The organism is Streptomyces sp. NPDC014882, from assembly GCF_043081325.1.
Classification (GTDB): Bacteria; Actinomycetota; Actinomycetes; order Streptomycetales; family Streptomycetaceae; genus Streptomyces.
The window spans coordinates 243,084-265,517 of the sequence record NZ_JBIBWL010000002.1; the positions used below are offsets into that span (position 1 = coordinate 243,084).

Genomic DNA, 22,434 nt, shown 5'->3' on the forward strand with positions numbered 1-22,434 from the left:
ACGGCTGGGTGTCACGCCGTCCGGGGGGGGCCGCCCCCCCCCGGGGGGGGGCCGGGGGGGGGGGGGGGGGGGGGGGGGCGCCCGCCCCCCGCCGCCCCTCCCCCGCCGTCACCGTCCGTTGAACGCGTCCTTCAGCCGGGAGAACAGGCCCTGCTGTCCGGGCTGGAACTGCCCGAGGGGCCGCTCCTCCCCGCGCAGCTTCGCCAGCTCCCGCAGCAGCCGCTCCTGCTCGGGGTCCAGCTTGTTGGGGGTCTGCACCTCGACGTGCACGATGAGGTCACCGCGTCCGCCGCCCCGCAGGTGCGTGACACCGCGCCCGTGCAGCGGGATCGACTGCCCCGACTGCGTGCCGGGCCGGATGTCGACCTCCTCGAGCCCGTCGAGCGTCTCCAGCGGCACCTTGGTGCCGAGGGCCGCCGCGGTCATCGGCAGGGTGACCGTGCAGTGCAGGTCGTCGCCGCGCCGCTGGAACTGCGCGTGCGGCAGCTCGTGGATCTCGACGTACAGGTCACCGGCGGGACCGCCGCCGGGCCCGACCTCGCCCTCGCCGGCGAGCTGGATGCGGGTGCCGTTGTCGACGCCGGCCGGGATCTTCACGGTCAGCGTGCGGCGCGAGCGCACCCGGCCGTCGCCCGCGCACTCCGGGCAGGGCGTCGGCACGACGGTGCCGAAGCCCTGGCACTGCGGGCAGGGCCGCGAGGTCATGACCTGGCCGAGGAAGGACCGCGTCACCTGCGACACCTCGCCGCGGCCGCGGCACATGTCACAGGTCTGCGCGGTGGTCCCCGGCGCCGCGCCCTCACCGCTGCAGGTGCCGCAGACGACCGCCGTGTCGACCTGGATGTCCTTGGTCGTGCCGAAGGCCGCCTCGTCGAGGTCGATCTCCAGCCGGATCATCGCGTCCTGGCCCCGGCGGGTGCGCGAGCGCGGTCCGCGCTGCGACGCCGTGCCGAAGAAGGCGTCCATGATGTCGGAGAAGTTGCCGAAGCCACCGGCCCCGAAGCCGCCCGCGCCGCCGCCCGCCTGGGACAGGGGATCCCCGCCGAGGTCGTAGACCTGCTTCTTCTGCGGGTCCGACAGCACCTCGTAGGCGGCGTTGATCTCCTTGAACCGCTCCTGGGTCTTCGGATCGGGGTTGACGTCCGGGTGCAGCTCGCGTGCGAGCCGCCGGAAGGCCTTCTTGATCTCTTCCTGCGACGCGTCGCGGCGCACGCCGAGAACGGCGTAGTAGTCCGTGGCCACTTACGACTCCGCCAGGATCTGTCCGACGTACCGTGCCACTGCGCGTACCGCTCCCATCGTTCCCGGGTAATCCATGCGGGTCGGTCCGACCACGCCGAGCTTGGCGACTGCCTCGCCGCCCGAACCGTAGCCGACCGACACCACCGAAGTGGAGTTGAGCCCCTCATAGGCGTTCTCGTGACCGATGCGTACGGTCATGCCCGAATCCCCCGCCTCGCCAAGGAGCTTGAGGAGCACGACCTGCTCCTCGAGTGCTTCCAGGACGGGGCGGATCGTGAGGGGGAAGTCATGTCCGAAGCGGGTGAGATTGGCGGTGCCGCCGATCATCAGCCGCTCCTCGTTCTCCTCGACGAGCGTCTCCAGCAGCGTGGAGAGCACCGTCGTGACCGTGCCGCGGTCCTCGACCTCGAAGGCGTCGGCCAGGTCCTCGACCAGGCGCGGTACGTCGCTGAAGCGGCGGCCCGCGACCCGGCTGTTCAGCCGCGCCCGCAGGTCCGCCAGCGAGCTCTCGCCGAAGGGCGCCGGGCAGTCCACCATCCGCTGCTCGACCCGCCCGGTGTCCGTGATCAGCACCAGCATCAGCCGGGCCGGCGCCAGCGCCAGCAGTTCGACGTGCCGCACCGTGGAGCGCGTCAGCGACGGGTACTGCACGACGGCGACCTGCCGGGTGAGCTGCGCGAGCAGCCGTACAGTCCGGGCCACGACGTCGTCGAGGTCGACGGCGCCGTCGAGGAAGTTCTGGATGGCCCGCCGCTCGGGGGCCGTCATCGGCTTGACGCCGGCGAGCTTGTCGACGAACAGCCGGTAGCCCTTGTCCGTGGGGATGCGCCCGGCGCTGGTGTGCGGCTGCGCGATGTACCCCTCGTCCTCCAGGGCGGCCATGTCGTTGCGGACCGTGGCCGGGGAGACGCCGAGGTTGTGCCGCTCGGTGAGCGCCTTGGAACCCACGGGTTCCTCGGTGCCCACGTAGTCCTGGACGATGGCGCGCAGCACTTGGAGCCTGCGTTCACTCAGCATCCGCGCTCACCTCCAGAAGTCGTCCCCGGTCCCCCGGGCGCCCCGCCTGGCACTCTTCACATTCGAGTGCCAGCGTTCCCCGGCCCAGTGTACGGCCGTGGGGTACACCCTGGGCAAGGTCGGTCGCCCCGCCGGGCCGCCGGGGCCGGGCCCCGCCGTCGCGGGCGGGCGCGAACACGACGGCAGGGGCTAGCGTCGCGGTATGACGGTGACGTGGGAAGAGCTGGGGTGGGAACGGGTCGCCACCGGGGTCGGCCGGTGCCGGCTGCCCGGCTGGGACTGCACGGCGGGGCTGGTCGTCGGGGAGGGGCGGGCCCTGCTGGTGGACGCCGGGTCGAGTCTCGCCGAGGGCGCCCGGCTGCGGGCCCGCGCCGAGGAACTCGCCGGTCACCGTGTGACGGATCTCGCGCTCACACACCCCCATTTCGACCATGTGCTCGGGGCGGCGGCCTTCGCGGGCGCGGAGGTCTACGCGGCGGTGGGGGCGGAGACGGTGGCGGCGGACGAGCTGCGCGCGGACGCGGTCCGGTGCGGCCTGGACGAGGCCGCGGCCGCGGAGGCCGTGGACATCCTGGTGCGGCCCCGCCACCCGGTCTGCGGCGAGTGGACGCTCGACCTGGGCGGCGGGCGGCAGGTCCTGCTGGCGAACGTCGGTCCGGGCCACACCGCGCACGACCTCGCCGTCCTCGTCCCGGCGGGCCCCGGCTCGCCCGAGGTCGTCTTCTGCGGCGACCTCGTCGAGGAGTCCGGCGAACCGCAGGCCGGGCCCGACGCCGTACCGTCGCGGTGGCCGGCCGCCCTCGACCGGCTGCTGGACCTCGGCGGCGAGGACGCCCTGTACGTGCCCGGTCACGGCGCGGTGGTGGACGCGGCGTTCGTCCGGGCCCAGCGGGACGCGCTGGCCGCGCGCTTCGGCGTGTCGCCGTGACCGCCACGGGGCTTCTCCTATCGTCATCCGAATGGGCCCCCGTGTGTACTCCGCCGACCTGACCCCGCCGTGGAAGAAGAAGCAGCCGCCCGCCCCCGAGGTCCCCGCGGACCCCGGTCTGGTGGTGGAGGAGCCCGGCACCGGTTTCTGCGGCGCGGTGATCCGCTGCGAGGCGGGCACGGTCACCCTGGAGGACCGCTTCGGCAAGCACCGGGTCTTCCCGCTGGAACCGCGCGGCTTCCTCCTGGAGGGACGGGTCGTGACGCTGGTCCGCCCGGCGCCGGCGGCTCCGGCGCGGCCCGCCCGGACCGCCTCCGGTTCGGTCGCCGTGCCCGGCGCCCGCGCCCGGGTGGCCCGCGCCGGCCGCATCTACGTCGAGGGCCGGCACGACGCCGAGCTGGTGGAGAAGGTGTGGGGCGACGACCTGCGCGTCGAGGGCGTGGTCGTGGAGTACCTGGAGGGCGTGGACGACCTGCCGTCGATCGTCGCCGGGTTCGCCCCCGGCCCCGACGCCCGGCTGGGCGTGCTGGTGGACCACCTCGTCCCCGGCACGAAGGAGTGGCGCATCGCGCGGTCCGTGACCGGCGAGCACGCGCTGGTGGTGGGCCACCCGTACGTCGACGTCTGGGAGGCGGTGAAGCCGTCGTCGGTGGGCATCGCGGCCTGGCCCCGCGTCCCGCACGGGCAGGACTGGAAGACGGGGGTGTGCCGCGCGCTGGGATGGCCGTCGGAGAACACCGGCGCGGTCTGGCAGGCCGTCCTGAAGCGGGTGGAGTCCTACAAGGACCTGGAACCGGAGCTGCTGAGAGCGGTCGAGGAACTGATCGACTTCGTCACGGCACCGGGGTGAGCGGCGGCAGCGTGCCGAACCCGCTCGTGTCGAGGTCGATGCCCAGCAACGGCAACGGCACCGGATCACCGAACTTCCGCGTCCGTTTGGTCAGGTAGTCCGCCGACACCCCGCTGCCGGCCGGTTCCGTCAGTACGAGGCACCTCGCCTGGAAGGGATCGATGACCAGGTACACGGGCACGCCACCGGCGGCGTAGATCGACCGCTTCTCGACGTAGTCGCGGTGAACACTGGTTTTGGACACGACCTCGACCAGCATCGTCACGGCGGGGGCTGGAACAAGTCGTCCGGGGCTGTCGTCGGCGCCGACCTCCAGGACGACGAGGTCCGGCTGGGGCTCGCTGTCCTCACCGGGAAACGCCACGTCCTGCGTCTGCAGCCGGTCCCACCTGTCGGAGGGAATCTGATCCTGCACCGCTTGGACGATGCGGTTGTGGACCTTGTCGGGTCCGGCCATCATCACGATTTCCCCCCGGATGAGCTCAGCTTTGAAGCCCTCGGGAACCTCCAGGTTCTCGAAGGCCTCGTGCACCCGGCGATCATCCACAGCGGTCATCTCCGTGGCCCTCCACATCCGCCGCGTACTTGTCGGCGGCAGCCTACGAACCAGGTTAGGGACCGAACCGGCGTTCCGCAGCGGTTCACCCGCCGGGGTGATCAGTCCACCAGGTCCCGCACCACCGCGTCCGCCAGCAGTCGTCCCCGCAGGGTGAGGACGGCCCGGCCCGCCTCGTAGGGGCCGCCGTCCAGCAGCCCCTCCGACAGCGCCCGCCGCGACGCCGCCAGCCCCGCCTCCTTCAGCAGCTCCAGCGGAACGCCCTCCCGCAGCCGCAGCTCCAGCAGGATCCGCTCGACCCGGCGGTCCTCCTCCGACAGGACCTCGCGTCCGGCACCCGGCGAACGGCCGCTCGCCAGCGCCGCCGCGTACGCCCCCGGGTGCTTGACGTTCCACCAGCGCACGCCTCCGACGTGGCTGTGGGCCCCCGGGCCCGCGCCCCACCAGTCGGCGCCCCGCCAGTACAGCTCGTTGTGCAGGCAGCGGCCCGCCTCGGAGGTGGCCCAGTTGGACACCTCGTACCAGTCGAAGCCCGCCGCGGACATCGTCTCCTCGGCGATCAGGTACCGGTCGGCGTGGACGTCGTCGTCGGTCGTCGGGACCTCGCCGCGGCGGATCCGGCGGGCGAGCTGCGTGCCCTCCTCGACGATCAGGGCGTACGCGCTGACGTGGTCGGGTCCGGCGCCGAGGGCGGCGTCCAGGGAGGCCCGCCAGTCGTCGTCCGACTCGCCGGGGGTGCCGTAGATCAGGTCGAGGTTGACGTGCTCGAAGCCGACGCCGCGGGCCTCCGCCACGCAGGCCTCGGGGCGGCCGGGCGTGTGGGTGCGGTCGAGGATCCTCAGCACGTGCTGCCGGGCGCTCTGCATGCCGAAGGAGATCCGGTTGAAGCCGCCCTGGCGGAGGGTGGCGAGGTACGCCGGGTCGACCGACTCCGGGTTGGCCTCGGTGGTGACCTCCGCGTCCGCGGCCAGCCCGAACTCCTCGCGGATCGCCGTGAGCATCCGGACCAGGTCGCCGGCCGCGAGCAGGGTGGGCGTACCGCCGCCGACGAAGACCGTGCGGACCTGGCGCGGGTCGTCGCCGAGGACCTTGCGGGCCAGCCGGATCTCGTCGATCAGGGTGTCGGCGTAGTTCTCGCGGGAGGCGAGGACACCGCCGGTGCCGCGCAGCTCGGTGGCGGTGTAGGTGTTGAAGTCGCAGTAGCCGCAGCGGCTCGCGCAGTAGGGCACGTGCAGGTAGAACCCAAGGGGGCGGTCGGCGGCCCCGGCGAGCGCGGAGGCGGGCAGCGTGCCGTCGGTGGGGACGGGCTCGCCGTCGGGAAGTGCGGAAGGCATGTCCTCCATTGTCCCGTACGCCGCCCGCGGGTCCCGCGGGCGGCTGTGCGGCTCCTGCGCGGTGCCGCGCGGCGGCCGTGCTACTCGGCCTGGAGCACCAGCAGGGCGAGGTCGTCCTCCGGGGGCCGGCCGCCGAACTCGTGGACCAGCCGGCGGATCCGCTCGGCGATCAGTTCCGCGTCCAGCCCCGCGCAGCCGGACAGCGCGAGGGCGAGGCCGTCGCCGTCGTCGAACTGGCGGGAGCCCGAGCGGCGCTCGGTGACGCCGTCGGTGACGCAGAGCAGGGTGTCGCCGGGCCACAGGTCGAGGCTCTCGCTGACGTACGTGACGTCCTCGACGACGCCGAGGAGGGTCTGCGGCTGCGCGACCGTGGTGACGCCGCCGCCGGCCCCGAGGAGCAGGGGCAGGGGGTGGCCGGCCGAGGCGAGGGTGCAGCGGACGCCGCCGTCGAAGGGCACGAGCTCGCCGTAGAGGAGCGACAGGAAGCGGGTCTGCGGCCCGTCCCCGGGGTCCGCCGGGCCGACGAAGGCGCGGGCGGCCGCGTCGGCGGCCTCGGTGGCGTCGTCGAGGAGGAGCTGGTTGAGGCGGTCGAGGACGTCGGCCACGCCGTACCCCTCGCGGGCCAGCAGCCGGAGCCAGGGCCGGGCCAGTCCGATGACCACGGCCGCCTCGGGGCCCTTGCCCTGGACGTCGCCGACCGCGAAGCACCAGCGGCCGTCGCCCACCGGGAACAGGTCGTAGAAGTCGCCGCTCGGCCCGCCCTGCTCGCGCGGCTCGTGGACGAGGGCGCTGCGCAGGCCGGGGATCTCGGCGACCGCGCCGGGCAGCAGGCCGCGCTGGAGGACGGCGCTGATGGTGGCCTGGCGGGCGTACTGGCGGGCGGCGCCGATGGCGAGGGCCACGCGCCGGCCGAGGTCCTCGACGAGCCCGGTGACCTCGTCGGGGAAGCGCGGCAGCCCGGCCCGCCCGATGACGAGGGTGCCGAGCGGGCGGCCGCCGGCGACCAGCCGGTAGGCGAGGGCGGTGCCGTGCGGGCCGAGCGCGCCGCCGGGCCAGGAGTGAACGGCGGGTCCGGAGCCGGGGTCGTCGGGCGGGCGCGGCGGGTCCTTCTCCAGGGCCCGGCGCAGCTCCTCGACGTGGTTCTCGCTGACGTGCCAGACGCGGGTCAGCCGTGCCTGCGGTCCGTCGTCCCAGCCGGCGCGCGGGCCGAGCTCGTCCTCCAGCCGGACCGCGCACCAGTCCGCGAGGCGCGGCACGATCAGCTGGCCGGTGAGCGCGGCGACCAGCTCCTCGTCGAGCTGCCCGGCGAGCAGGTCGGAGGCCTCGGCGAGGAAGGACAGGGCGCCGCGGCCGAGCCAGTCGCGGTCCTGGGCTCCGGACCGGCGTCCGGGGGCGGGTACGGGGGCGGGTACGGGGGCCTCGGCGAAGGCGAGGGAGCCCAGGGGAGCGAGGGAGCCGACGGGGGCGGTGCGGGCCCAGGGTTCGTCGGGGTTCCCGTCGTCGTCCGCCGGGCGGGCCGGCAGCCGCGCCCACACGGTCTTCGCCCCCCGGCGGTACGTCACGCCCCACGCGTCGGCCAGCGTGGCCACCAGGCGCAGGCCGCGGCCGTGCTCGGGGGCGTCGTACGGCGTGTCGGGGCCGCCGTCGCGGGGCGCGCGCGTGGGGTGGTGGTCGGTGACCTCCACGAGGACGGCGCAGGCGTCGGGCTGCTCCGGCTCCGCCTCCAGCCGGCACAGCAGGTCGACGTCGGTACCGGCGTGCACGACGGCGTTGGTGACCAGTTCGCTGACGACGAGTGTCGCCTCCTCGCCGAGCCGCCCCGCCAGTTCCCGGGCGCCGGGCAGGCCGAGGCCGGCCCACTCGGCGAACGCGGCGCGGACGAGGTCGCGGGCGGCGCCGGGCGCGAGGGGGCTGCCGGTGAGGGTCGCGCGCGTGTGCGGGTGCCCGCCCGCGTGCGCCGGCGCACCACTGGCACGGGACGCGGTCTCCCGTTGCGTGGGAATGGCCCCCATGGACGGCTCCCGGGCGATCGGACGAATCGGGCCTCGGTCCGCGGGTGGCACACCCCGGCCGATGCCGACAGGGTGACAGAAAGGCCGCGTCCATACGCGCTGAGTTACCGAAGTGGGCCGCGATGAGGGGGGATCGGGTTCCGCATGTGTCCGGAAAGGGGCGCTTCCGGGGCGGGATCGGAGCATCCCGCCGTTCGTCCGGCGCCCGTACAGGGCCGGGGCCGGCCTCGTCCCGGACCGGGGGCGGCGGGGGTGGGTGTCGAGCTCGGCCGGGGGCGGGGCGGCGCGGGGATCAGCCGGAGGGCGGGGCTCGGCCGGGGGCAGGGCGGGGCCCGGCCGAGGGCAGAGCGGGGCCCGGCCGGGGGCAGGGCGGGGCGGAGGCCCGCCGAGGAGGGAGCCCCGGCCGGGGGCGGCGTGTCCGCGGCCGCCCCCGGCCCCGAGGTTCCCCTGCCGGCGCCTACGCCTCGCGCGTCCCGGCGTACATCTCGTCGATCAGGTGCTTGTACTCGCGCTCGACGACCGGCCGCTTCAGCTTCAGGCTCGGCGTGATCTCGCCGTGCTCCACGTCGAGGTCACGCGGCAGCAGCCGGAACTTCTTGATCGTCTGCCACTTCTGCAGCCCCTGGTTGAGGTGCTTCACGTAGCCCTCGACGAGCGCCACCGTCTCCGGCGCGGCCACGATCTCGGCGTACGACTTCCCGCCGAGGCCGTTCTCCTCGGCCCAGCTCCGCAGGGAGACCTCGTCCAGGGCGATCAGGGCCGTGCAGAAGTTCCGGTCGGCGCCGTGCACGAGGATGTTGGAGACGTACGGGCAGACCGCCTTGAACTGTCCCTCGACCTCGGCGGGCGCGATGTACTTGCCGGCGGACGTCTTGATGAGGTCCTTCTTGCGGTCGGTGATCCGCAGGTACCCGTCGGGGGACAGCTCGCCGATGTCGCCGGTGTGGAACCAGCCGTCGGCCTCCAGGACCTCGGCGGTCTTCTCGGGCAGCCCGTGGTAGCCCTCCATGATGCCGGGACCGCGCAGCAGGATCTCGCCGTCGTCGGCGATGCGCACCTCGGTGCCGGGCAGCGGCTTGCCGACCGTGCCGGTGCGGTAGGCCTCGCCGGGGTTCACGAAGGAGGCCGCGGAGGACTCCGTCAGGCCGTACCCCTCGAGGATGTGGATGCCGGCGCCGGAGAAGAAGTAGCCGATGTCCGGCGCGAGGGCCGCGCTGCCCGAGATGCACGCGCGCAGGTTGCCGCCGAACGCCTCCCGGATCTTCGCGTAGACGAGCGCGTCGGCGACCTTGTGCCTGGCGCCGAGCCCGAAGGGCACGGAGGCCGTGCCGGTGCGCCGGAAGTTGTCCTGGGCGGCCTTGGCGTACTCGCGGGAGACCTCGGCGGCCCACTGGAAGATCTTGTACTTGGCGGCGCCGCCCGCCCGGGCCTTCGTGGCGACCCCGTTGTAGACCTTCTCGAAGATGCGGGGGACGGCCGCCATGTACGTCGGCCGCACGACCGGCAGGTTCTCGATGATCTTGTCGACGCGGCCGTCCACGGCGGTGACGTGCCCGGCCTCGATCTGGCCGGAGGTCAGCACCTTGCCGAACACGTGGGCGAGGGGCAGCCACAGGTACTGCACGTCGTCGGGGCCGATCAGGCCGGTCGCGGCGATCGCCTTCGCCATGTACGCCCAGTTGTCGTGCGGGAGACGCACGCCCTTGGGGCGGCCGGTGGTGCCCGACGTGTAGATGACGGTGGCGAGCTGGTCCCTGGTGATCGCGCCGACCCGCTCCTTGATCAGCTGCGGGTCCCGCTCCAGCCGGGCGGCGCCGCGCTTCTCCAGCTCGTCCAGGGTGAGGATCCAGTCGGCGGTCTCCACCCCGGCCGGGTCGATCACCACCACGTGGGTCAGCTCGGGCAGTTCCTGGCGCTTCTCCACCGCCTTGGCGACCTGGGCCGCGTCCTCCGCGATCAGCACCCGGCTGCCGGAGTCGGAGAGGATGAACGCCGATTCCTCGGCGTTGGTCTGCGGGTAGACGGTGGTCGTCGCCGCGCCCGCGCACATGATGCCGAGGTCGGCGAGGATCCACTCGATGCGGGTGGAGGAGGCGAGCGCCACGCGCTGCTCCGGCTGTACGCCCAGCTCGATCAGGCCGGCCGCGACGGCGTGGACCCGTTCGGCGGCCTGCGCCCAGCTCAGCGACTTCCAGTCGTCCGGGCCCTGGCCCGAGGGTGCCGGCACGGGGTAGCGGTAGGCCTCCGCGTCCGGTGTGGCGGCCACCCGCTCCAGGAAGAGGCCCGCGACGGACGGCGGACGGTTCTCGATCAGTGTCTGTGTGTCGCTCACGACATCCTCCGGGGCCCGCGACGGTGCGGCTGGCTCAATGCGGCTGTTGACGATGCGGCCGGCTCAGCGCGGCTGTTGTTTAACTCACGAGTAACTATCGAGCAGGGATCAGAGTAGAGGGCGACTGGCCTGCACGTAAGGGGCCACGGACTGTCACTTTTTACACAACGACGACCCGGTGACGAGGCGGGGCCCGCCGCGCTACAGCGCGACGGGCCCCGGAACCGGCGTGTCGGCGGCTACTTCTTGCCCTTGCCCGAACCCGCGTTCTCGTCGCTGCTGAGCACGGCGATGAAGGCGTCCTGCGGAACCTCCACGGAACCCACCATCTTCATCCGCTTCTTGCCCTCCTTCTGCTTCTCCAGCAGCTTGCGCTTGCGGGAGATGTCGCCGCCGTAGCACTTGGCGAGGACGTCCTTGCGGATGGCGCGGATGGTCTCGCGGGCGATGACCCGCGAGCCGACGGCGGCCTGGATGGGCACCTCGAAGGCCTGCCGCGGGATCAGCTCGCGCAGCTTGGCCACGAGCCGCACGCCGTAGGCGTACGCGGCGTCCTTGTGGGTGATCGCCGAGAAGGCGTCGACCTTGTCGCCGTGCAGCAGGATGTCGACCTTGACCAGGCTGGAGGTCTGCTCGCCGGTGGGCTCGTAGTCCAGCGACGCGTACCCGCGCGTCTTCGACTTCAGCTGGTCGAAGAAGTCGAAGACGATCTCCGCGAGGGGGAGCGTGTAGCGGATCTCGACCCGGTCCTCGGAGAGGTAGTCCATGCCGAGCAGCGTGCCGCGCCGGGTCTGGCACAGCTCCATGATCGAGCCGATGAACTCGGTCGGCGCCAGGATGGTGGCGCGCACGACCGGCTCGTACACCTCGTTGATCTTGCCCTCGGGGAACTCGCTCGGGTTGGTGACGGTGTGCTCGGTGCCGTCCTCCATGACCACGCGGTACACCACGTTCGGCGCGGTGGCGATGAGGTCGAGGCCGAACTCGCGCTCCAGCCGCTCCCGGATCACGTCGAGGTGCAGCAGGCCCAGGAAGCCCACGCGGAAACCGAAGCCGAGGGCGGCGGAGGTCTCCGGCTCGTAGACCAGCGCGGCGTCGTTGAGCTGGAGCTTGTCCAGGGCGTCGCGCAGCTCCGGGTAGTCGGAGCCGTCCAGCGGGTACAGGCCCGAGAAGACCATCGGCTTCGGGTCCTTGTAGCCGCCGAGCGCCTCGGTCGCGCCCTTGTGCTGGCTGGTGATGGTGTCACCGACCTTGGACTGGCGGACGTCCTTCACCCCGGTGATCAGGTACCCCACCTCGCCGACGCCGAGGCCGTCGGCCGCCAGCATCTCCGGCGAGTTGGTGCCGATCTCCAGCAGTTCGTGCGTGGCGTTCGTGGACATCATCCGGATCCGCTCACGCTTGTTGAGCTGCCCGTCGATGACACGGACGTACGTGACCACGCCCCGGTAGGAGTCGTACACCGAGTCGAAGATCATCGCGCGGGCGGGCGCGTCCTTGACCCCGACCGGCGCCGGGACCTCCCGCACGACCTTGTCGAGCAGCGCGTCGACGCCGACACCGGTCTTGGCGGAGACCCGCAGCACGTCGCCCGGCTCGCACCCCACGAGGTTCGCCAGCTCCTCGGCGAACTTCTCCGGCTGCGCGGCCGGCAGGTCGATCTTGTTGAGCACGGGGATGATCGCGAGGTCGTTCTCCATCGCCAGGTAGAGGTTGGCGAGGGTCTGGGCCTCGATGCCCTGGGCGGCGTCCACGAGGAGGATGGTGCCCTCGCACGCGGCGAGCGACCGCGAGACCTCGTAGGTGAAGTCGACGTGCCCCGGGGTGTCGATCATGTTGAGGATGTGCGTGTTTCCGGGGTCCTGGGTCGGAGCCCACGGCAGACGCACCGCCTGGGACTTGATCGTGATTCCGCGCTCACGCTCGATGTCCATGCGGTCGAGGTACTGGGCACGCATCTGCCGCTGCTCGACCACACCGGTCAGCTGGAGCATCCGGTCGGCGAGGGTGGACTTGCCGTGGTCGATGTGCGCGATGATGCAGAAGTTGCGGATCAGTGCCGGGTCGGTACGGCTCGGCTCGGGCACATTGTTAGGGGTCGCGGGCACGCAGGGTCCTGTCTCTTGAGGCGCCTTATGCCTCGGGTCGGATCGATACGTAGGTTCCATGGTCCCACGCGCGGCGACCGGGGACCGGTTTGGGCCGCTGCCGGACCCGCTGGTAGTCTGGGTGGCTGTGTCTCATGCCCTCTCAGCGCGAGGCACACTCAAGAAATCACCTGGCACGGGACCCGAGCGGCCCCGTGCCTGAACCTGCAAAGGCTCTTTCGTGGCGAACATCAAGTCCCAGATCAAGCGGATCAAGACCAACGAGAAGGCTCGGCTGCGCAACAAGGCCGTCAAGTCCTCCCTGAAGACCGCGATCCGCAAGGCCCGCGAGGCCGCTGCCGCGGGTGACGTCGAGAAGGCCACCGAGCTGCAGCGCGCTGCCGCGCGTCAGCTCGACAAGGCCGTCTCCAAGGGCGTCATCCACAAGAACCAGGCCGCCAACAAGAAGTCGGCGCTCGCTTCGAAGGTCGCGACCCTCAAGGGCTGAACTCCCTTCTTGATCTGATCGCCGGGGAGACCCAGAGCGGGCCCTCTCTCATCCGCTCCCGACCGGCACCCACGGACCCACGCGCGGCCTGCGTTCGCCACGCGGGCGTGGATCCGGCATCGCGAACCGGAGGCCCCGGCGCCTCGCCCTTCCCCAGGGCGGGCGCCGGGGCCTCCGGCATTCCTGAGCGGGTGTGCTTGAGCAGGTGTTGTTGCTCGAGGGGTGTTCTTGCTTGAGCGGGTGTTCTTGCTTGAGCAGGCGTTCTTGCTCGAGCGGATGTCCTCACGACCAGAAGTCGTCGCCCTTGTCGATGTCCTCGACACATTCGTCGAGATCCGTGATCTTGTCGCCGACGATCCGGAAGACGATGCACCCGGTGTCGTCGAGGTGCTTGCCCTGCCGCTCGGCGGTGACCCGGCACATTCCGACCGCGTGTCCGCGGCCGTCGACGCAGATGCCGAGCATCTCCAGACGCATCGTGCCGTTCGTCTCCTCGCCGAGCCGCCGGTACATGTCGATGATCGCGTCCTGGCCCTTGAAGTCACCCGAGAGCGGGTGAGTGCCGGGCACGTGATGCGTGGCGTCCTTCGCCATCAGTTCCCGCAGGGTGTCCATGTCCCCTCGGGAGAAAGCCTCGAAGCCCCTGCGGACGAGCGCTGCGTGCGGGTGTTCAGCCATGGTCGATCGCCGCCTTTCCGATGTCCTGGGCGATGCGTCGGCTGCTGCTTCGATTCTCCTCCCTCCGCCGGGGACGGCGACCCGGTCCGGGAGTACCGACGGGGCGGGAGGCGGGGGCGAGGTGGAGATCGGGTCGGGGGCGGGGGCGGGGGGGGATCCGAGGCAAGGGACGGGGGCGGGGGCGGAGGTGCGGATTCGAGGCAAGGGACGGGGGCGGGGGCGCGAGGCAGGGAGGCGGAGGCGGGGGTCGGAGGCGGGTGTTCCAGATGGGGGCAGAGGCGTGGGGTTCGAAGCGCGGCACCGATGGCGGCCGAAGCGGCGTCCGGCTCCGGTGCCCGCTCCGGCGGCCGCCCAGTCCCACCCCGGCGTCCGGCGGCCGCCTCGGCGTTCGGCTCCGGCACCCGCCCGCCCGGCCCCGCCCCGGCTCCCGGTCCTACGCCCGGCCCCCCGAACGGGCCGCCCGTGCCACCGCCACCACGGCCTTCTCCAGCGCGTACTCCGGGTCGTCGCCTCCGCCCTTCACCCCCGCGTCGGCCTCGGCGACCGCGCGCAGGGCCACGGAGACGCCGTCGGGCGTCCAGCCCCGCATCTGCTGGCGGACCCGGTCGATCTTCCAGGGCGGCATGCCCAGCTCCCGCGCGAGGTCCGCGGGCCTGCCGCCGCGGGCGGAGGACAGCTTGCCGATGGCCCGCACGCCCTGCGCAAGGGCACTGGTGATCAGTACGGGTGCGACGCCGGTGGCCAACGACCAGCGCAGCGCCTCCAGCGCCTCCGCCGCCCTGCCCTCCACGGCCCGGTCGGCGACGGTGAAGCTCGACGCCTCGGCCCGGCCCGTGTAGTACCGCCCGACGACCGCCTCGTCGATGGTCCCCTCGATGTCGGCGGCCAGCTGCGACACCGCCGCCGCCAGCTCCCGCAGATCGCTGCCGATGGAGTCGACGAGCGCCTGACAGGCCTCCGGGGTGGCCGACCGGCCGGTGGCCCGGAACTCCTGCCGGACGAAGGCCAGCCGGTCCGCCGGCTTGGTCATCTTCGGGCAGGCCACCTCCCGCGCCCCCGCCTTGCGCGCGGCGTCCAGCAGCCCCTTGCCCTTGGCCCCGCCCGCGTGCAGCAGCACGAGCGTGATCTCCTCGGCGGGCGCCGCGAGATACCCCTTCACGTCCTTGACCGTGTCGGCGGACAGATCCTGCGCATTGCGTACGACCACGACCTTGCGCTCCGCGAAGAGCGACGGGCTGGTCAACTCGGCGAGCGTGCCGGGCTGGAGCTGGTCCGACGTGAGGTCACGCACGTCCGTGTCGGCGTCGGCGGCCCGGGCGGCGGCCACCACCTCCTGCACGGCACGGTCGAGGAGCAGGTCCTCCTGGCCCACGGCGAGCGTCACCGGGGCGAGGGGGTCGTCATTCGCAGTCTTTCTGGCCATTGGGTCAAGGATGGCACGGGGCGGTGACAGCGAGGCCCGGCCGGGGAACGACCGAGGACCGGCAGCGGCGGCGCGACCAAGGACCGGATGCAGAGACCCGACCGGGGGCCGGAAGCAGAGGCCCGGGCGCGGCTCCCCCTCCGGCGCCGCCCCTACGGTTCCTCCCGCCACCCCTCCCACTCGGCCGCGAAGGCGTGCAGTTCCTCCGCGTCGAGCCGGCCCTCCTCGTCCCGCAGCACCACCAGCCACTGCGCGTCCTCCGCGTCGTCCTCACCGGCCAACGCGTCCCGGACGACCTGCGGTTCCTCGCGCACCCCGAACCGCTCCCCGAGCGCTTCCACGACCTCTTCGGCGGCATCGCGGTCGGGCAGCACCAGCACATGTCTCACATCGCTCACCCACCCATTTTCCGGCACGTCCACGGAGCCCGGAGGGCAGGCCGGCCGGAGGGCAGGCAGGCAGGCAGGCAGGCAGCGGGAGACGATCGGCGCGTCCGGCTCGATCCCGCCGCCGGGCTCCACCCCGCCGCGCGGGGCTCTCCGGGCTCGCCGGCCGATCGCCTCAGGCCCCGCCGCCACCCCGCCCCACCGGCACCCGATCCAACTTGATCCCGAACCGCTCCCGGTACACGTCCAGCACCTCCTCGTCCCCCGCCAACTCCTCCTCCCGGCTCCGCCCCTGCGGGTCCGTCACCTTCAGCCGACGGCCGCTGAGGGTGATCCGCCCGCCGTCCTCCGTGACCCGCGAGCAGACCGGCGACCGTGTGAAGTGCGAGGCGGGCGAGGTGCTGTGCCACCACGCCCCGGCCGCGAAGTCACCCAGCACCCGGGGCCGCACCTCCAGCCGGTACACCCGCCCGCCGTCCCGTACGACGTCCAGGTCGGCAGCCCCCGCCACGCCACCGCCCTCACGCGCCGCCCGGTCCGCTCCGCCCCTCACCCCGGCCGCGTCCGCACGGGCCTCGGTGATCCGGAACAGGCCGCCGGGATCCTCCTGCTCCCCCCGGTGCTCGAAACGGAGCGGGTGGTGGCTGTGCGCCCCGAACCCGACGTCGGCCAGCCACTCCCCCGCGTCCACGGTGCGCACCAGCAACGCGAGGTGGTCGTACGGGATCCCGAGCCGCCCCTCGTCGTCGTAGACCCGGCAGGCGAGCAGCGTCACATCGAAGCCCAGTGCCGTGAGCAGGGCGCCGAACGCACCGTTCAGCTCGTAACAGAACCCTCCCCTCCCCGAGGTGGTGACCTTCTCGACCAGCCGTCTCTCCTCCAGCACGATCTCCTCTCCCAGATGCACCGACAGGTTCTCGAAGGGCACGGTCCGCAGGTGCCGCAGGTGCAGCTCCCGCAGGACGTCGGCGGTGGGCCACGCCGGGTACTCGACGCCGAGACGACGCAGATACGCCTCGACCGGACGGGCGTCGAGCGGGGACGTGGTGACGGCGGCCTGTACGGAATCCATGCCCTCAGTCTCGCGCCACCCGCAGTCGGCCGCCCGTACCCACGACGGCCAACGCCCCGTCCCTGTCGGTCCGCAGCACCACCGCACCCGTGGCCCGCAGAGCCGCGACGGTGGCGGGCGCCGGATGGCCGTACGGGTTGCCCGCCCCCGTGGAGATCAGCGCCAGCCGGGGCGCCACCGCGCGCAGCAGACCCGGGTCCTGGTAGGCCGAGCCGTGGTGGGCGACCTTGAGCACGTCCACCCCTTTCCACCGGGCCGCCGCGGACGACCGCGCCAACGCCTGCTGGCCCGGAGGCTCCAGGTCGCCGAGCAGCAGCATCCGTGTCCCCGCCGACCGGACCAGCAGCGTCACGCTCGCGTCGTTCGGCCCCTCCGGTTCCGGCACCTGCCTGGCCGGCGGCCACAACACCTCCCAGTCGAGGGACCCGAGCCGCCGCCGCTCCCCCGCCACCGCCCGCACCAGGGGAACACGGACGGCCTCGGCCTCCCTGCGGACGAACGCCACCTGGTCGACCGGCTCCGCGAACCCCGTCGTCTCGATCGCCCCCACCGCCCGGCCCCGCAGCACGCCGGGCAGTCCCGCCACGTGGTCGGCGTGGAAGTGGGTCAGCACGACGAGCGGGATCCGGGTGATGCCCAGCCGGTCGAGGCACCGGTCGACCAGTACGGGGTCCGGGCCGGCGTCCACCACCACACCGGTGCCCTCACCCGCGGCCAGCACCGTCGCGTCGCCCTGGCCCACGTCACACATCGCCAGCCGCCACCCCGGCGGCGGCCAGCCCGTGAGCACCCGGGTCAGCGGAGGCGGCCGCACCACCGCGAGCAGAAGCAGCGCCGCGCAGACCGCGCACAGCCACGGCCGCCGCAGCAACCGTCTCCCCAGCGGCACCGCCACCGCGGTGGCGAGGGCGAGCAGCAGCGCCCCGCCCCAACCGCCGGGCCAGTCCACTCCCGCACCGGGCAGCGCCGCCCCGGTCCGCGCGACACCCGCGATCCATTCGGCAGGCCAACTCGCGCACCAGGCCGAAGCCTTCGCCGCCGGCATCGCCCACGGTGCCGTCGCCAGGGTGGTGAACCCCAGCACGGTGGCCGGTGCCACCGCGAATTCCACGAGGAGGTTGCACGGCACCGCCACCAGGCTGACCCGGGCCGACAGCACCGCCACGACCGGCGCGCACAGGGCCTGTGCGGCCCCCGCCGCCGCCAGCGCCTCCGCGAGTCTCGGCGGAAGCCCGCGACGCCGCAGGGCGGCGCTCCAGCGCGGTGCCAGCGTCAGCAGGGCCCCCGTGGCCAGCACCGACAGCAGGAAGCCGTAACTCCGGGCCAGCCAGGGGTCGTACAGCACCAGGAGGAGGACCGCCGTCGCCAGCGCCGGGATCAGGGAGCGGCGGCGGCCGGTCGCCAGGGCGAGCAGGACGACGGCGCCGCAGGCCGCCGCCCGCAGCACGCTCGGGTCGGGCCGGCACACGACCACGAAGCCGAGCGTGAGCACCCCGCCGAACAGCGCGGTCGTCCGCAGCGGGATCCCCAGGCGGGGAGCCAGACCGCGTCGCTCGACGTGCTGGGCCAGACCGGGCGGCCCCAGCAGGAGGGCGAGCATGATCGTGAGGTTGCTCCCGGACACGGCCAGGGTGTGGGCGAGGTCCGTCTCCTTGAAGGCCTCGTCCAGCTCGGGCGTGATCCGCGACGTGTCCCCGACGACCAGCCCCGGCAGCAGCGCCCGGGCGTCCGCCGGCAACCCGTCCGTGGCCTCCCTCAGCCCCGCCCGCAACCGGCCGGCGGCGCGTTGCGGTGCCGACGGCTTCCGCACGACCACCGGGACCGCGCGCGCACCGCGGTCCCGCACCCGCAGCACGGCAGCGATCCGGTCGCCGCCCGTCAGCGCGGGGGCCAGCCGCCCGGCCACCCGCACCCGGGTGGACGGCAGCAGGCCGAGCCACGCCTGCCGCACGCCCCGGCCGGTGCCCGCCGGTCGTCCGCCGTCCGGCCCCGCACGGTCACGGACGTCCACCACCACGAGCACCGGCGCCCTGGTCGCCACCCCCGCGGCCCCGTCCACCGCGACCGACCGCACCTGCCCGTCGACCAGCACGGAGTCCGGGGTGACGTGGTCCCCCCGCACCCTCGGCCGGACCATCCGCGGGTCCGAGGTCAGTTCCACCTCGGCGGTGACGGTGGCGTACTCCCGCGCCAGTACCGGCACCGGTCCGCGACGCAGATCGGCCCCGTGCAGCCCGGCGGACACGCCGGCCGCGGCCACACAGAGCAGCACCGTGGCCCCGCTCGTCCGCGACCACGCGTACCGAGTGCCCGCCGGCCTGCCCGGCGACCGGCTCCCCGGCCCTCTCGACGACCGCATCCCCGTGCCGGTGGGCGGCCGGCTCCCCCTCCCGTCCCGGAGCCGGTCGGGCCGGTCCCCCGTACCGTCCGACGGTCGCGCGCCGCCGGTCGGCGTCGTCGCTCCCCCTCCGTCCGGCGACACACCGACGCCGGCCGTCGGCGGGACTCCCCGGGCACCGCTCCTCCCCCCGCTCAGGAGGACCCCGGCCACGATCACGCAGAGGAGCACGACACCGCCCACCAGCCGGGGTGGGGCGTCCAGCGTCCATGCCGCCGTGGCCCAGGCCGCGAGCGCGGGCGGTACGAGCCGCAGGTCCACCGGTCCCTCCTGCCGCGGGTGCGAAGCCCCCAGCCGGCTCCCGGAGGCGGCGTGCACCGCTCGGCGCGAACGCGCTGGGGCGTCCGCTCCGGCCCCCGCGCCTGCCGCAGTCGCCGTCCCCTCCCCGGCCCGAGCCTCAGCGCCGGCCCCAGCGCCCACCGGCGTCCCTGTCCCCGTCGAGGCCACCGGTCCGCCTCCCGCCGGACCCGCCCGTCGGGCGCCGCCCCTCGTCTCCTCCTCCCTCATGGCCGTACCAGGTTCCGCAGGTCGGAGAAGCGGCGCTCGCCGATGCCGTTGACCTCGCGCAGCTCGTCCACCGATCGGAAGCCGCCGTGCCGCGTCCGGTAGTCCACGATGTGCTGCGCCAGCACGGGCCCGACGCCGGGCAGCGTGTCGAGCTGGTCCGCGGTGGCCGTGCTGAGGGAGACGGGGGCCGGCGGTCCCGCGCCCACCGCACCGCCTCCGGGTCCTGCCCCAGCCGCCTGGCCCCCGGTCCCCGGCGGCCCGCCGACGACGACCTGCTCCCCGTCCACGAGGAAGCGCGCCCGGTTCAGACCGTCGGTGTTCGTGCCCGGCCGCACCCCACCGGCCGCGGCCAGTGCGTCGACCACGCGCGAGCCGGCCGGAAGGCGATGGATGCCGGGATCGCGGACCTTGCCGCTGACGTCCACCACGATCTGCGCTCCTGCCGTGCCCGCTCCCGCCGCGCCGGCCCCACCGGGCGCCGGAGCCGAAGCGGAGGGCTCGGCCGGCCCGCTCCGCTCGCCCTCCCCGTAGGGAGCGGCCGCCCGCACGATCTCGGGAGCCCGCACGGGCTGCGCGCGGCCGCTCCAGAAGTGCTGGACGGCGAACGCGGCGACGGCGACCACCACGACGGCCAGCGCGAGCGCACTCCTGCGTTCCAGTCCGCACCGTGCCTGTGCCCACACCGGCAGCCGCTCCCACAGAGCCAGCCCGGCCCGCGCCCGCCAGTCCCCCGGCCCACGGGTCACCACCGCACGGCCGTCGCTCTCGGCCCCGGACCTGGGCCGCGCCCCTGCCCCTGCTCCTGCCCCTGCCCCTGCCCCTGCCCCTGCCCCTGCCCCTGCAGCGTCCTCCCCCACCATGCCGGGCGTGCTTCCCGGACCACCGTCGTCCCGCGGCGGCCCCATCCCCAACTCCCCGCGCTCGCCGTCCCGTTCCCCGAACAGCAGCTCCGCTCGCCGGCGCAGCTCCTCGGCCGGGGCACGGTGGTTCCCCACCCGGCTGCCTGCCGGTGACCGCCGGTGCCGGACGCGTCCGTCGGAGCCGGGCCGGCGTCCGGGTCCACTGGTCGCGGCGGTCGTCCGTGTGCGTGATCGAAGTGCCATGCCACGAGAATGGGGCACTTCACGACATCATGATGATCTTGCCCAATTCCCGGGGAGAACCATCCGATTGTGGATAACTCCGCCACCCGTGGGAGTGAGGTGACGGCTCCTCACCGGGCTGAAACCACGACTCCCAGCAAGCCGGGCCCGGTGTGCGCCCCGATCACCGCGCCGACCTCGCTCACATGCAGTTCCCCGAGACCGGGCACCCGCGCCCGCAGGCGGTCCGCCAGGGCTGACGCCCGGTCGGGGGCCGCGAGATGGTGGACGGCGATGTCCACCCGTGCGTCGCCCGCACGGTCGGCCGCCAGTTCCTCGAGGCGGGCGATCGCCCTCGACGCCGTCCGCACCTTCTCCAGTGGCTCGATGCGCCCCCCGTCCAGCTGGAGCAGCGGCTTCACCGCGAGCGCGGAACCGAAGAGGGCCTGGGCGGCGCCGATGCGACCGCCACGGCGCAGATAGTCGAGGGTGTCGACGTAGAAGAAGGCGGAGGTGCCGGCGGCGCGTTTCTCCGCGGCCGCGACCGCCTCGTCCACCGTGCCGCCCGCTTCCGCCGTCCCGGCCGCCGAGAGCGCGCAGAATCCGAGCGCCATCGCGATCATGCCGGTGTCCACCACCCGTACCGGGACCGTGGCCTCGCGCGCCGCGAGGACCGCCGCGTCGTGGGTGCCCGACAGTTCGGCGGACAGATGGAGGGAGACGATGCCGGTGGCGCCGGACTCGGCGATCCTGCGGTAGGTCTCCGCGAAGACCTGGGGGCTGGGGCGCGAGGTGGTGACGGAGCGTCGCTTCTGCAGTGCCAGGGCCAGGGAGCGGGTCGAGATCTCGGTGCCCTCTTCGAGCGCCCGGTCGCCGAGAACGACGGTCAGGGGCACCGCGGTGATGCCGTGGCGCTCCATCGTCCGCTGCGGCAGATAGGCCGTGGAATCCGTGACGATAGCGACATGGCGGGACATGAGCTGGAGGTTACCTGCCGTATCCGCGGGACGGGAGTCCGGGCTCCCGCGGCCGGCCGGCCGTTGACCGGATCGGGTACCTGGCCGGGCGGCTCAGGTGGTGCTCTCGGGCCGGGGCTTCTTCTGCCAGGGATAGTCGGGACGCGGCCCCGGTGGGGTGATGGCGGGCCGGACGGGAGACTCCGCCGGGTCCGGGGCGGGTGTCTGCGACCGGTTCTGGCCTGCGGTCGCGCGGCCGGTCGCGGGGTGCTCGGGCCGGGAGGAGGACGTCCGCGAGGAGACCGGGTCGTCCGCGGTGGTCCAGTGGCGCAGGGCGCCGGCCTCGACGTCGATCTGCGCGTGGAGGGTGTCCAGGTCGTCGTCGGCGAAGCGGCGGGCCCGGTCGCGGGCGGCCCAGCGCAGCGAGTCCGCCGATGACGTGATGCGCCCGGTGCGCTCGCGCAGCGACGGCAACCGCTCGGCGAGGGTGGCCCGGTCGGGCTCGGACTCCAGTCGCTTGAGTTCGCCGTCCAGTTCGCGCCCGTGCTCGCTGAGGCGTGCGAAGAGGGCGAGGGACTCCTTGAGGGACTCGTCCTCGCCGGCGCCGGCCTGCAGCGCCTCCTGGGTGGCCCGCATCGAGGTCCGCAGCTCGAGGCGGAGCTGGGCGATCTCGCCGGCCGGGCCGGGCTGGGCGAAGGACTTGGCCCGCAGGGTGTGGTCCTCGACGGTGCGGCGCGCCTGGGTGATGGTGCGGTCGACGCCGCGCTTGGCGGCGCCGACGACCTTCACCGTCGCGTAGGCCCCCACCGCCAGGAAGAGCACGAAAAGCAGGGCAAGGATCGCGATCACTGCTTCCACGAGCTCCTCCTCCGGTCCGACGCGGCGCGCCTCGCGCCGCTCTTCAACGGTAAACGCAACGGGCAGGCGCGGAGTTCCACCAGAACCCCGAACCTGCCCGTAGGGGACTACCCCGAAGCACGCTCCGACCGGAGCCGCACGCGCCGTCACCTCTCGGAGAGGAGCCAGCCGGAACCGCGCGCGGGATGCCCCGCACGCCGGCCCCGGC

General features: G+C 73.7%; 18 protein-coding genes. 3 read left to right on the forward strand and 15 right to left on the reverse strand.

Annotated features, from left to right (window positions below):
- Positions 1-108: 108 nt before the first annotated feature.
- Both dnaJ and hrcA read right to left on the reverse strand, forming a co-directional pair.
- On the reverse strand, positions 109-1,242 hold the full coding sequence (gene dnaJ / locus ACF09K_RS05715) for a molecular chaperone DnaJ (protein ID WP_392241235.1): 1,134 nt from the start codon (positions 1,240-1,242) through the stop codon (positions 109-111).
- Positions 1,243-2,259, reverse strand: coding sequence for a heat-inducible transcriptional repressor HrcA (gene hrcA, locus ACF09K_RS05720; protein WP_392241236.1), 1,017 nt, complete (start codon positions 2,257-2,259; stop codon positions 1,243-1,245).
- A gap of 202 nt (positions 2,260-2,461) precedes the next feature.
- Between hrcA and ACF09K_RS05725 the strand changes: the two genes are divergently transcribed.
- Both ACF09K_RS05725 and ACF09K_RS05730 read left to right on the forward strand, forming a co-directional pair.
- Positions 2,462-3,187: an MBL fold metallo-hydrolase gene (locus ACF09K_RS05725; RefSeq protein WP_392241237.1), complete on the forward strand. Its 726-nt coding sequence runs from the start codon at positions 2,462-2,464 to the stop codon at positions 3,185-3,187.
- A 31-nt stretch (positions 3,188-3,218) separates the two neighbouring features.
- A complete protein-coding gene (locus tag ACF09K_RS05730) occupies positions 3,219-4,037 on the forward strand; it encodes a DUF3097 domain-containing protein (protein ID WP_392241238.1) in 819 nt (272 codons plus the stop codon).
- On the opposite strand, the gene ACF09K_RS05735 is transcribed toward ACF09K_RS05730, so the two are convergent.
- From ACF09K_RS05735 to lepA, 5 genes are all read right to left on the reverse strand, one after another.
- Entirely contained in the window at positions 4,021-4,593 is a 573-nt protein-coding gene (locus tag ACF09K_RS05735) for a Uma2 family endonuclease (RefSeq protein WP_392241239.1), read from the reverse strand. The genes ACF09K_RS05730 and ACF09K_RS05735 overlap by 17 nt on opposite strands.
- A 101-nt stretch (positions 4,594-4,694) precedes the next feature.
- Complete coding sequence (gene hemW / locus ACF09K_RS05740) at positions 4,695-5,927, reverse strand: radical SAM family heme chaperone HemW (protein WP_392241240.1); 1,233 nt, start codon at positions 5,925-5,927, stop codon at positions 4,695-4,697.
- An 80-nt stretch (positions 5,928-6,007) separates the two neighbouring features.
- Positions 6,008-7,939 (reverse strand): SpoIIE family protein phosphatase, encoded by a 1,932-nt coding sequence (locus tag ACF09K_RS05745; protein WP_392241241.1) that lies wholly within the window; start codon positions 7,937-7,939, stop codon positions 6,008-6,010.
- A 457-nt stretch (positions 7,940-8,396) separates the two neighbouring features.
- A complete protein-coding gene (locus tag ACF09K_RS05750; RefSeq protein ID WP_392241242.1) occupies positions 8,397-10,271 on the reverse strand; it encodes an AMP-dependent synthetase/ligase in 1,875 nt (624 codons plus the stop codon).
- A gap of 239 nt (positions 10,272-10,510) precedes the next feature.
- Positions 10,511-12,379, reverse strand: coding sequence for a translation elongation factor 4 (gene lepA / locus ACF09K_RS05755; protein WP_392241243.1), 1,869 nt, complete (start codon positions 12,377-12,379; stop codon positions 10,511-10,513).
- Between the two features lie 220 nt (positions 12,380-12,599).
- On the opposite strand from lepA, the gene rpsT reads away from it, so the two are divergent.
- A complete protein-coding gene (gene rpsT, locus ACF09K_RS05760; RefSeq protein WP_363088202.1) occupies positions 12,600-12,866 on the forward strand; it encodes a 30S ribosomal protein S20 in 267 nt (88 codons plus the stop codon).
- Positions 12,867-13,148: 282 nt separating this feature from the next.
- On the opposite strand, the gene ACF09K_RS05765 is transcribed toward rpsT, so the two are convergent.
- From ACF09K_RS05765 to ACF09K_RS05800, 8 genes are all read right to left on the reverse strand, one after another.
- Positions 13,149-13,544 carry a nuclear transport factor 2 family protein gene (locus tag ACF09K_RS05765; protein ID WP_392241244.1) on the reverse strand — a complete coding sequence of 132 codons (396 nt, stop codon included), beginning with the start codon at positions 13,542-13,544 and terminating at the stop codon, positions 13,149-13,151.
- A 433-nt stretch (positions 13,545-13,977) separates the two neighbouring features.
- The gene (holA, locus tag ACF09K_RS05770) at positions 13,978-14,967 is read right to left on the reverse strand and encodes a DNA polymerase III subunit delta (RefSeq protein ID WP_392241245.1); all 990 of its coding nucleotides are present in this window, start codon (positions 14,965-14,967) and stop codon (positions 13,978-13,980) included.
- A 152-nt stretch (positions 14,968-15,119) separates the two neighbouring features.
- Complete coding sequence (locus ACF09K_RS05775; protein WP_363088205.1) at positions 15,120-15,365, reverse strand: hypothetical protein; 246 nt, start codon at positions 15,363-15,365, stop codon at positions 15,120-15,122.
- A 163-nt stretch (positions 15,366-15,528) separates the two neighbouring features.
- Positions 15,529-16,425 carry an arylamine N-acetyltransferase gene (locus tag ACF09K_RS05780; RefSeq protein ID WP_392241246.1) on the reverse strand — a complete coding sequence of 299 codons (897 nt, stop codon included), beginning with the start codon at positions 16,423-16,425 and terminating at the stop codon, positions 15,529-15,531.
- A gap of 4 nt (positions 16,426-16,429) precedes the next feature.
- Positions 16,430-19,141, reverse strand: a complete 2,712-nt coding sequence (locus ACF09K_RS05785) for a ComEC/Rec2 family competence protein (protein WP_392241247.1) — start codon at positions 19,139-19,141, stop codon at positions 16,430-16,432.
- A gap of 185 nt (positions 19,142-19,326) precedes the next feature.
- On the reverse strand, positions 19,327-20,433 hold the full coding sequence (locus ACF09K_RS05790; protein ID WP_392241248.1) for a helix-hairpin-helix domain-containing protein: 1,107 nt from the start codon (positions 20,431-20,433) through the stop codon (positions 19,327-19,329).
- Positions 20,434-20,543: 110 nt separating this feature from the next.
- Complete coding sequence (locus ACF09K_RS05795) at positions 20,544-21,389, reverse strand: DegV family protein (RefSeq protein ID WP_392241249.1); 846 nt, start codon at positions 21,387-21,389, stop codon at positions 20,544-20,546.
- Between the two features lie 93 nt (positions 21,390-21,482).
- A complete protein-coding gene (locus tag ACF09K_RS05800; protein WP_392241250.1) occupies positions 21,483-22,226 on the reverse strand; it encodes a hypothetical protein in 744 nt (247 codons plus the stop codon).
- Positions 22,227-22,434: the final 208 nt, after the last annotated feature.

Bases quoted from the DNA above. Each gene is read 5' to 3' on its own strand.
- hrcA (WP_392241236.1), bottom strand. From the start codon at position 2,259: ATGCTGAGTGAACGCAGGCTCCAAGTGCTGCGCGCCATCGTCCAGGAC.
- ACF09K_RS05725 (WP_392241237.1), top strand. From the start codon at position 2,462: ATGACGGTGACGTGGGAAGAGCTGGGGTGGGAACGGGTCGCCACCGGG.
- ACF09K_RS05730 (WP_392241238.1), top strand. From the start codon at position 3,219: ATGGGCCCCCGTGTGTACTCCGCCGACCTGACCCCGCCGTGGAAGAAG.
- ACF09K_RS05735 (WP_392241239.1), bottom strand. From the start codon at position 4,593: ATGACCGCTGTGGATGATCGCCGGGTGCACGAGGCCTTCGAGAACCTG.
- hemW (WP_392241240.1), bottom strand. From the start codon at position 5,927: ATGCCTTCCGCACTTCCCGACGGCGAGCCCGTCCCCACCGACGGCACG.
- ACF09K_RS05745 (WP_392241241.1), bottom strand. From the start codon at position 7,939: ATGGGGGCCATTCCCACGCAACGGGAGACCGCGTCCCGTGCCAGTGGT.
- ACF09K_RS05765 (WP_392241244.1), bottom strand. From the start codon at position 13,544: ATGGCTGAACACCCGCACGCAGCGCTCGTCCGCAGGGGCTTCGAGGCT.
- holA (WP_392241245.1), bottom strand. From the start codon at position 14,967: ATGGCCAGAAAGACTGCGAATGACGACCCCCTCGCCCCGGTGACGCTC.
- ACF09K_RS05780 (WP_392241246.1), bottom strand. From the start codon at position 16,425: ATGGATTCCGTACAGGCCGCCGTCACCACGTCCCCGCTCGACGCCCGT.
- ACF09K_RS05790 (WP_392241248.1), bottom strand. From the start codon at position 20,433: ATGGCACTTCGATCACGCACACGGACGACCGCCGCGACCAGTGGACCC.
- ACF09K_RS05795 (WP_392241249.1), bottom strand. From the start codon at position 21,389: ATGTCCCGCCATGTCGCTATCGTCACGGATTCCACGGCCTATCTGCCG.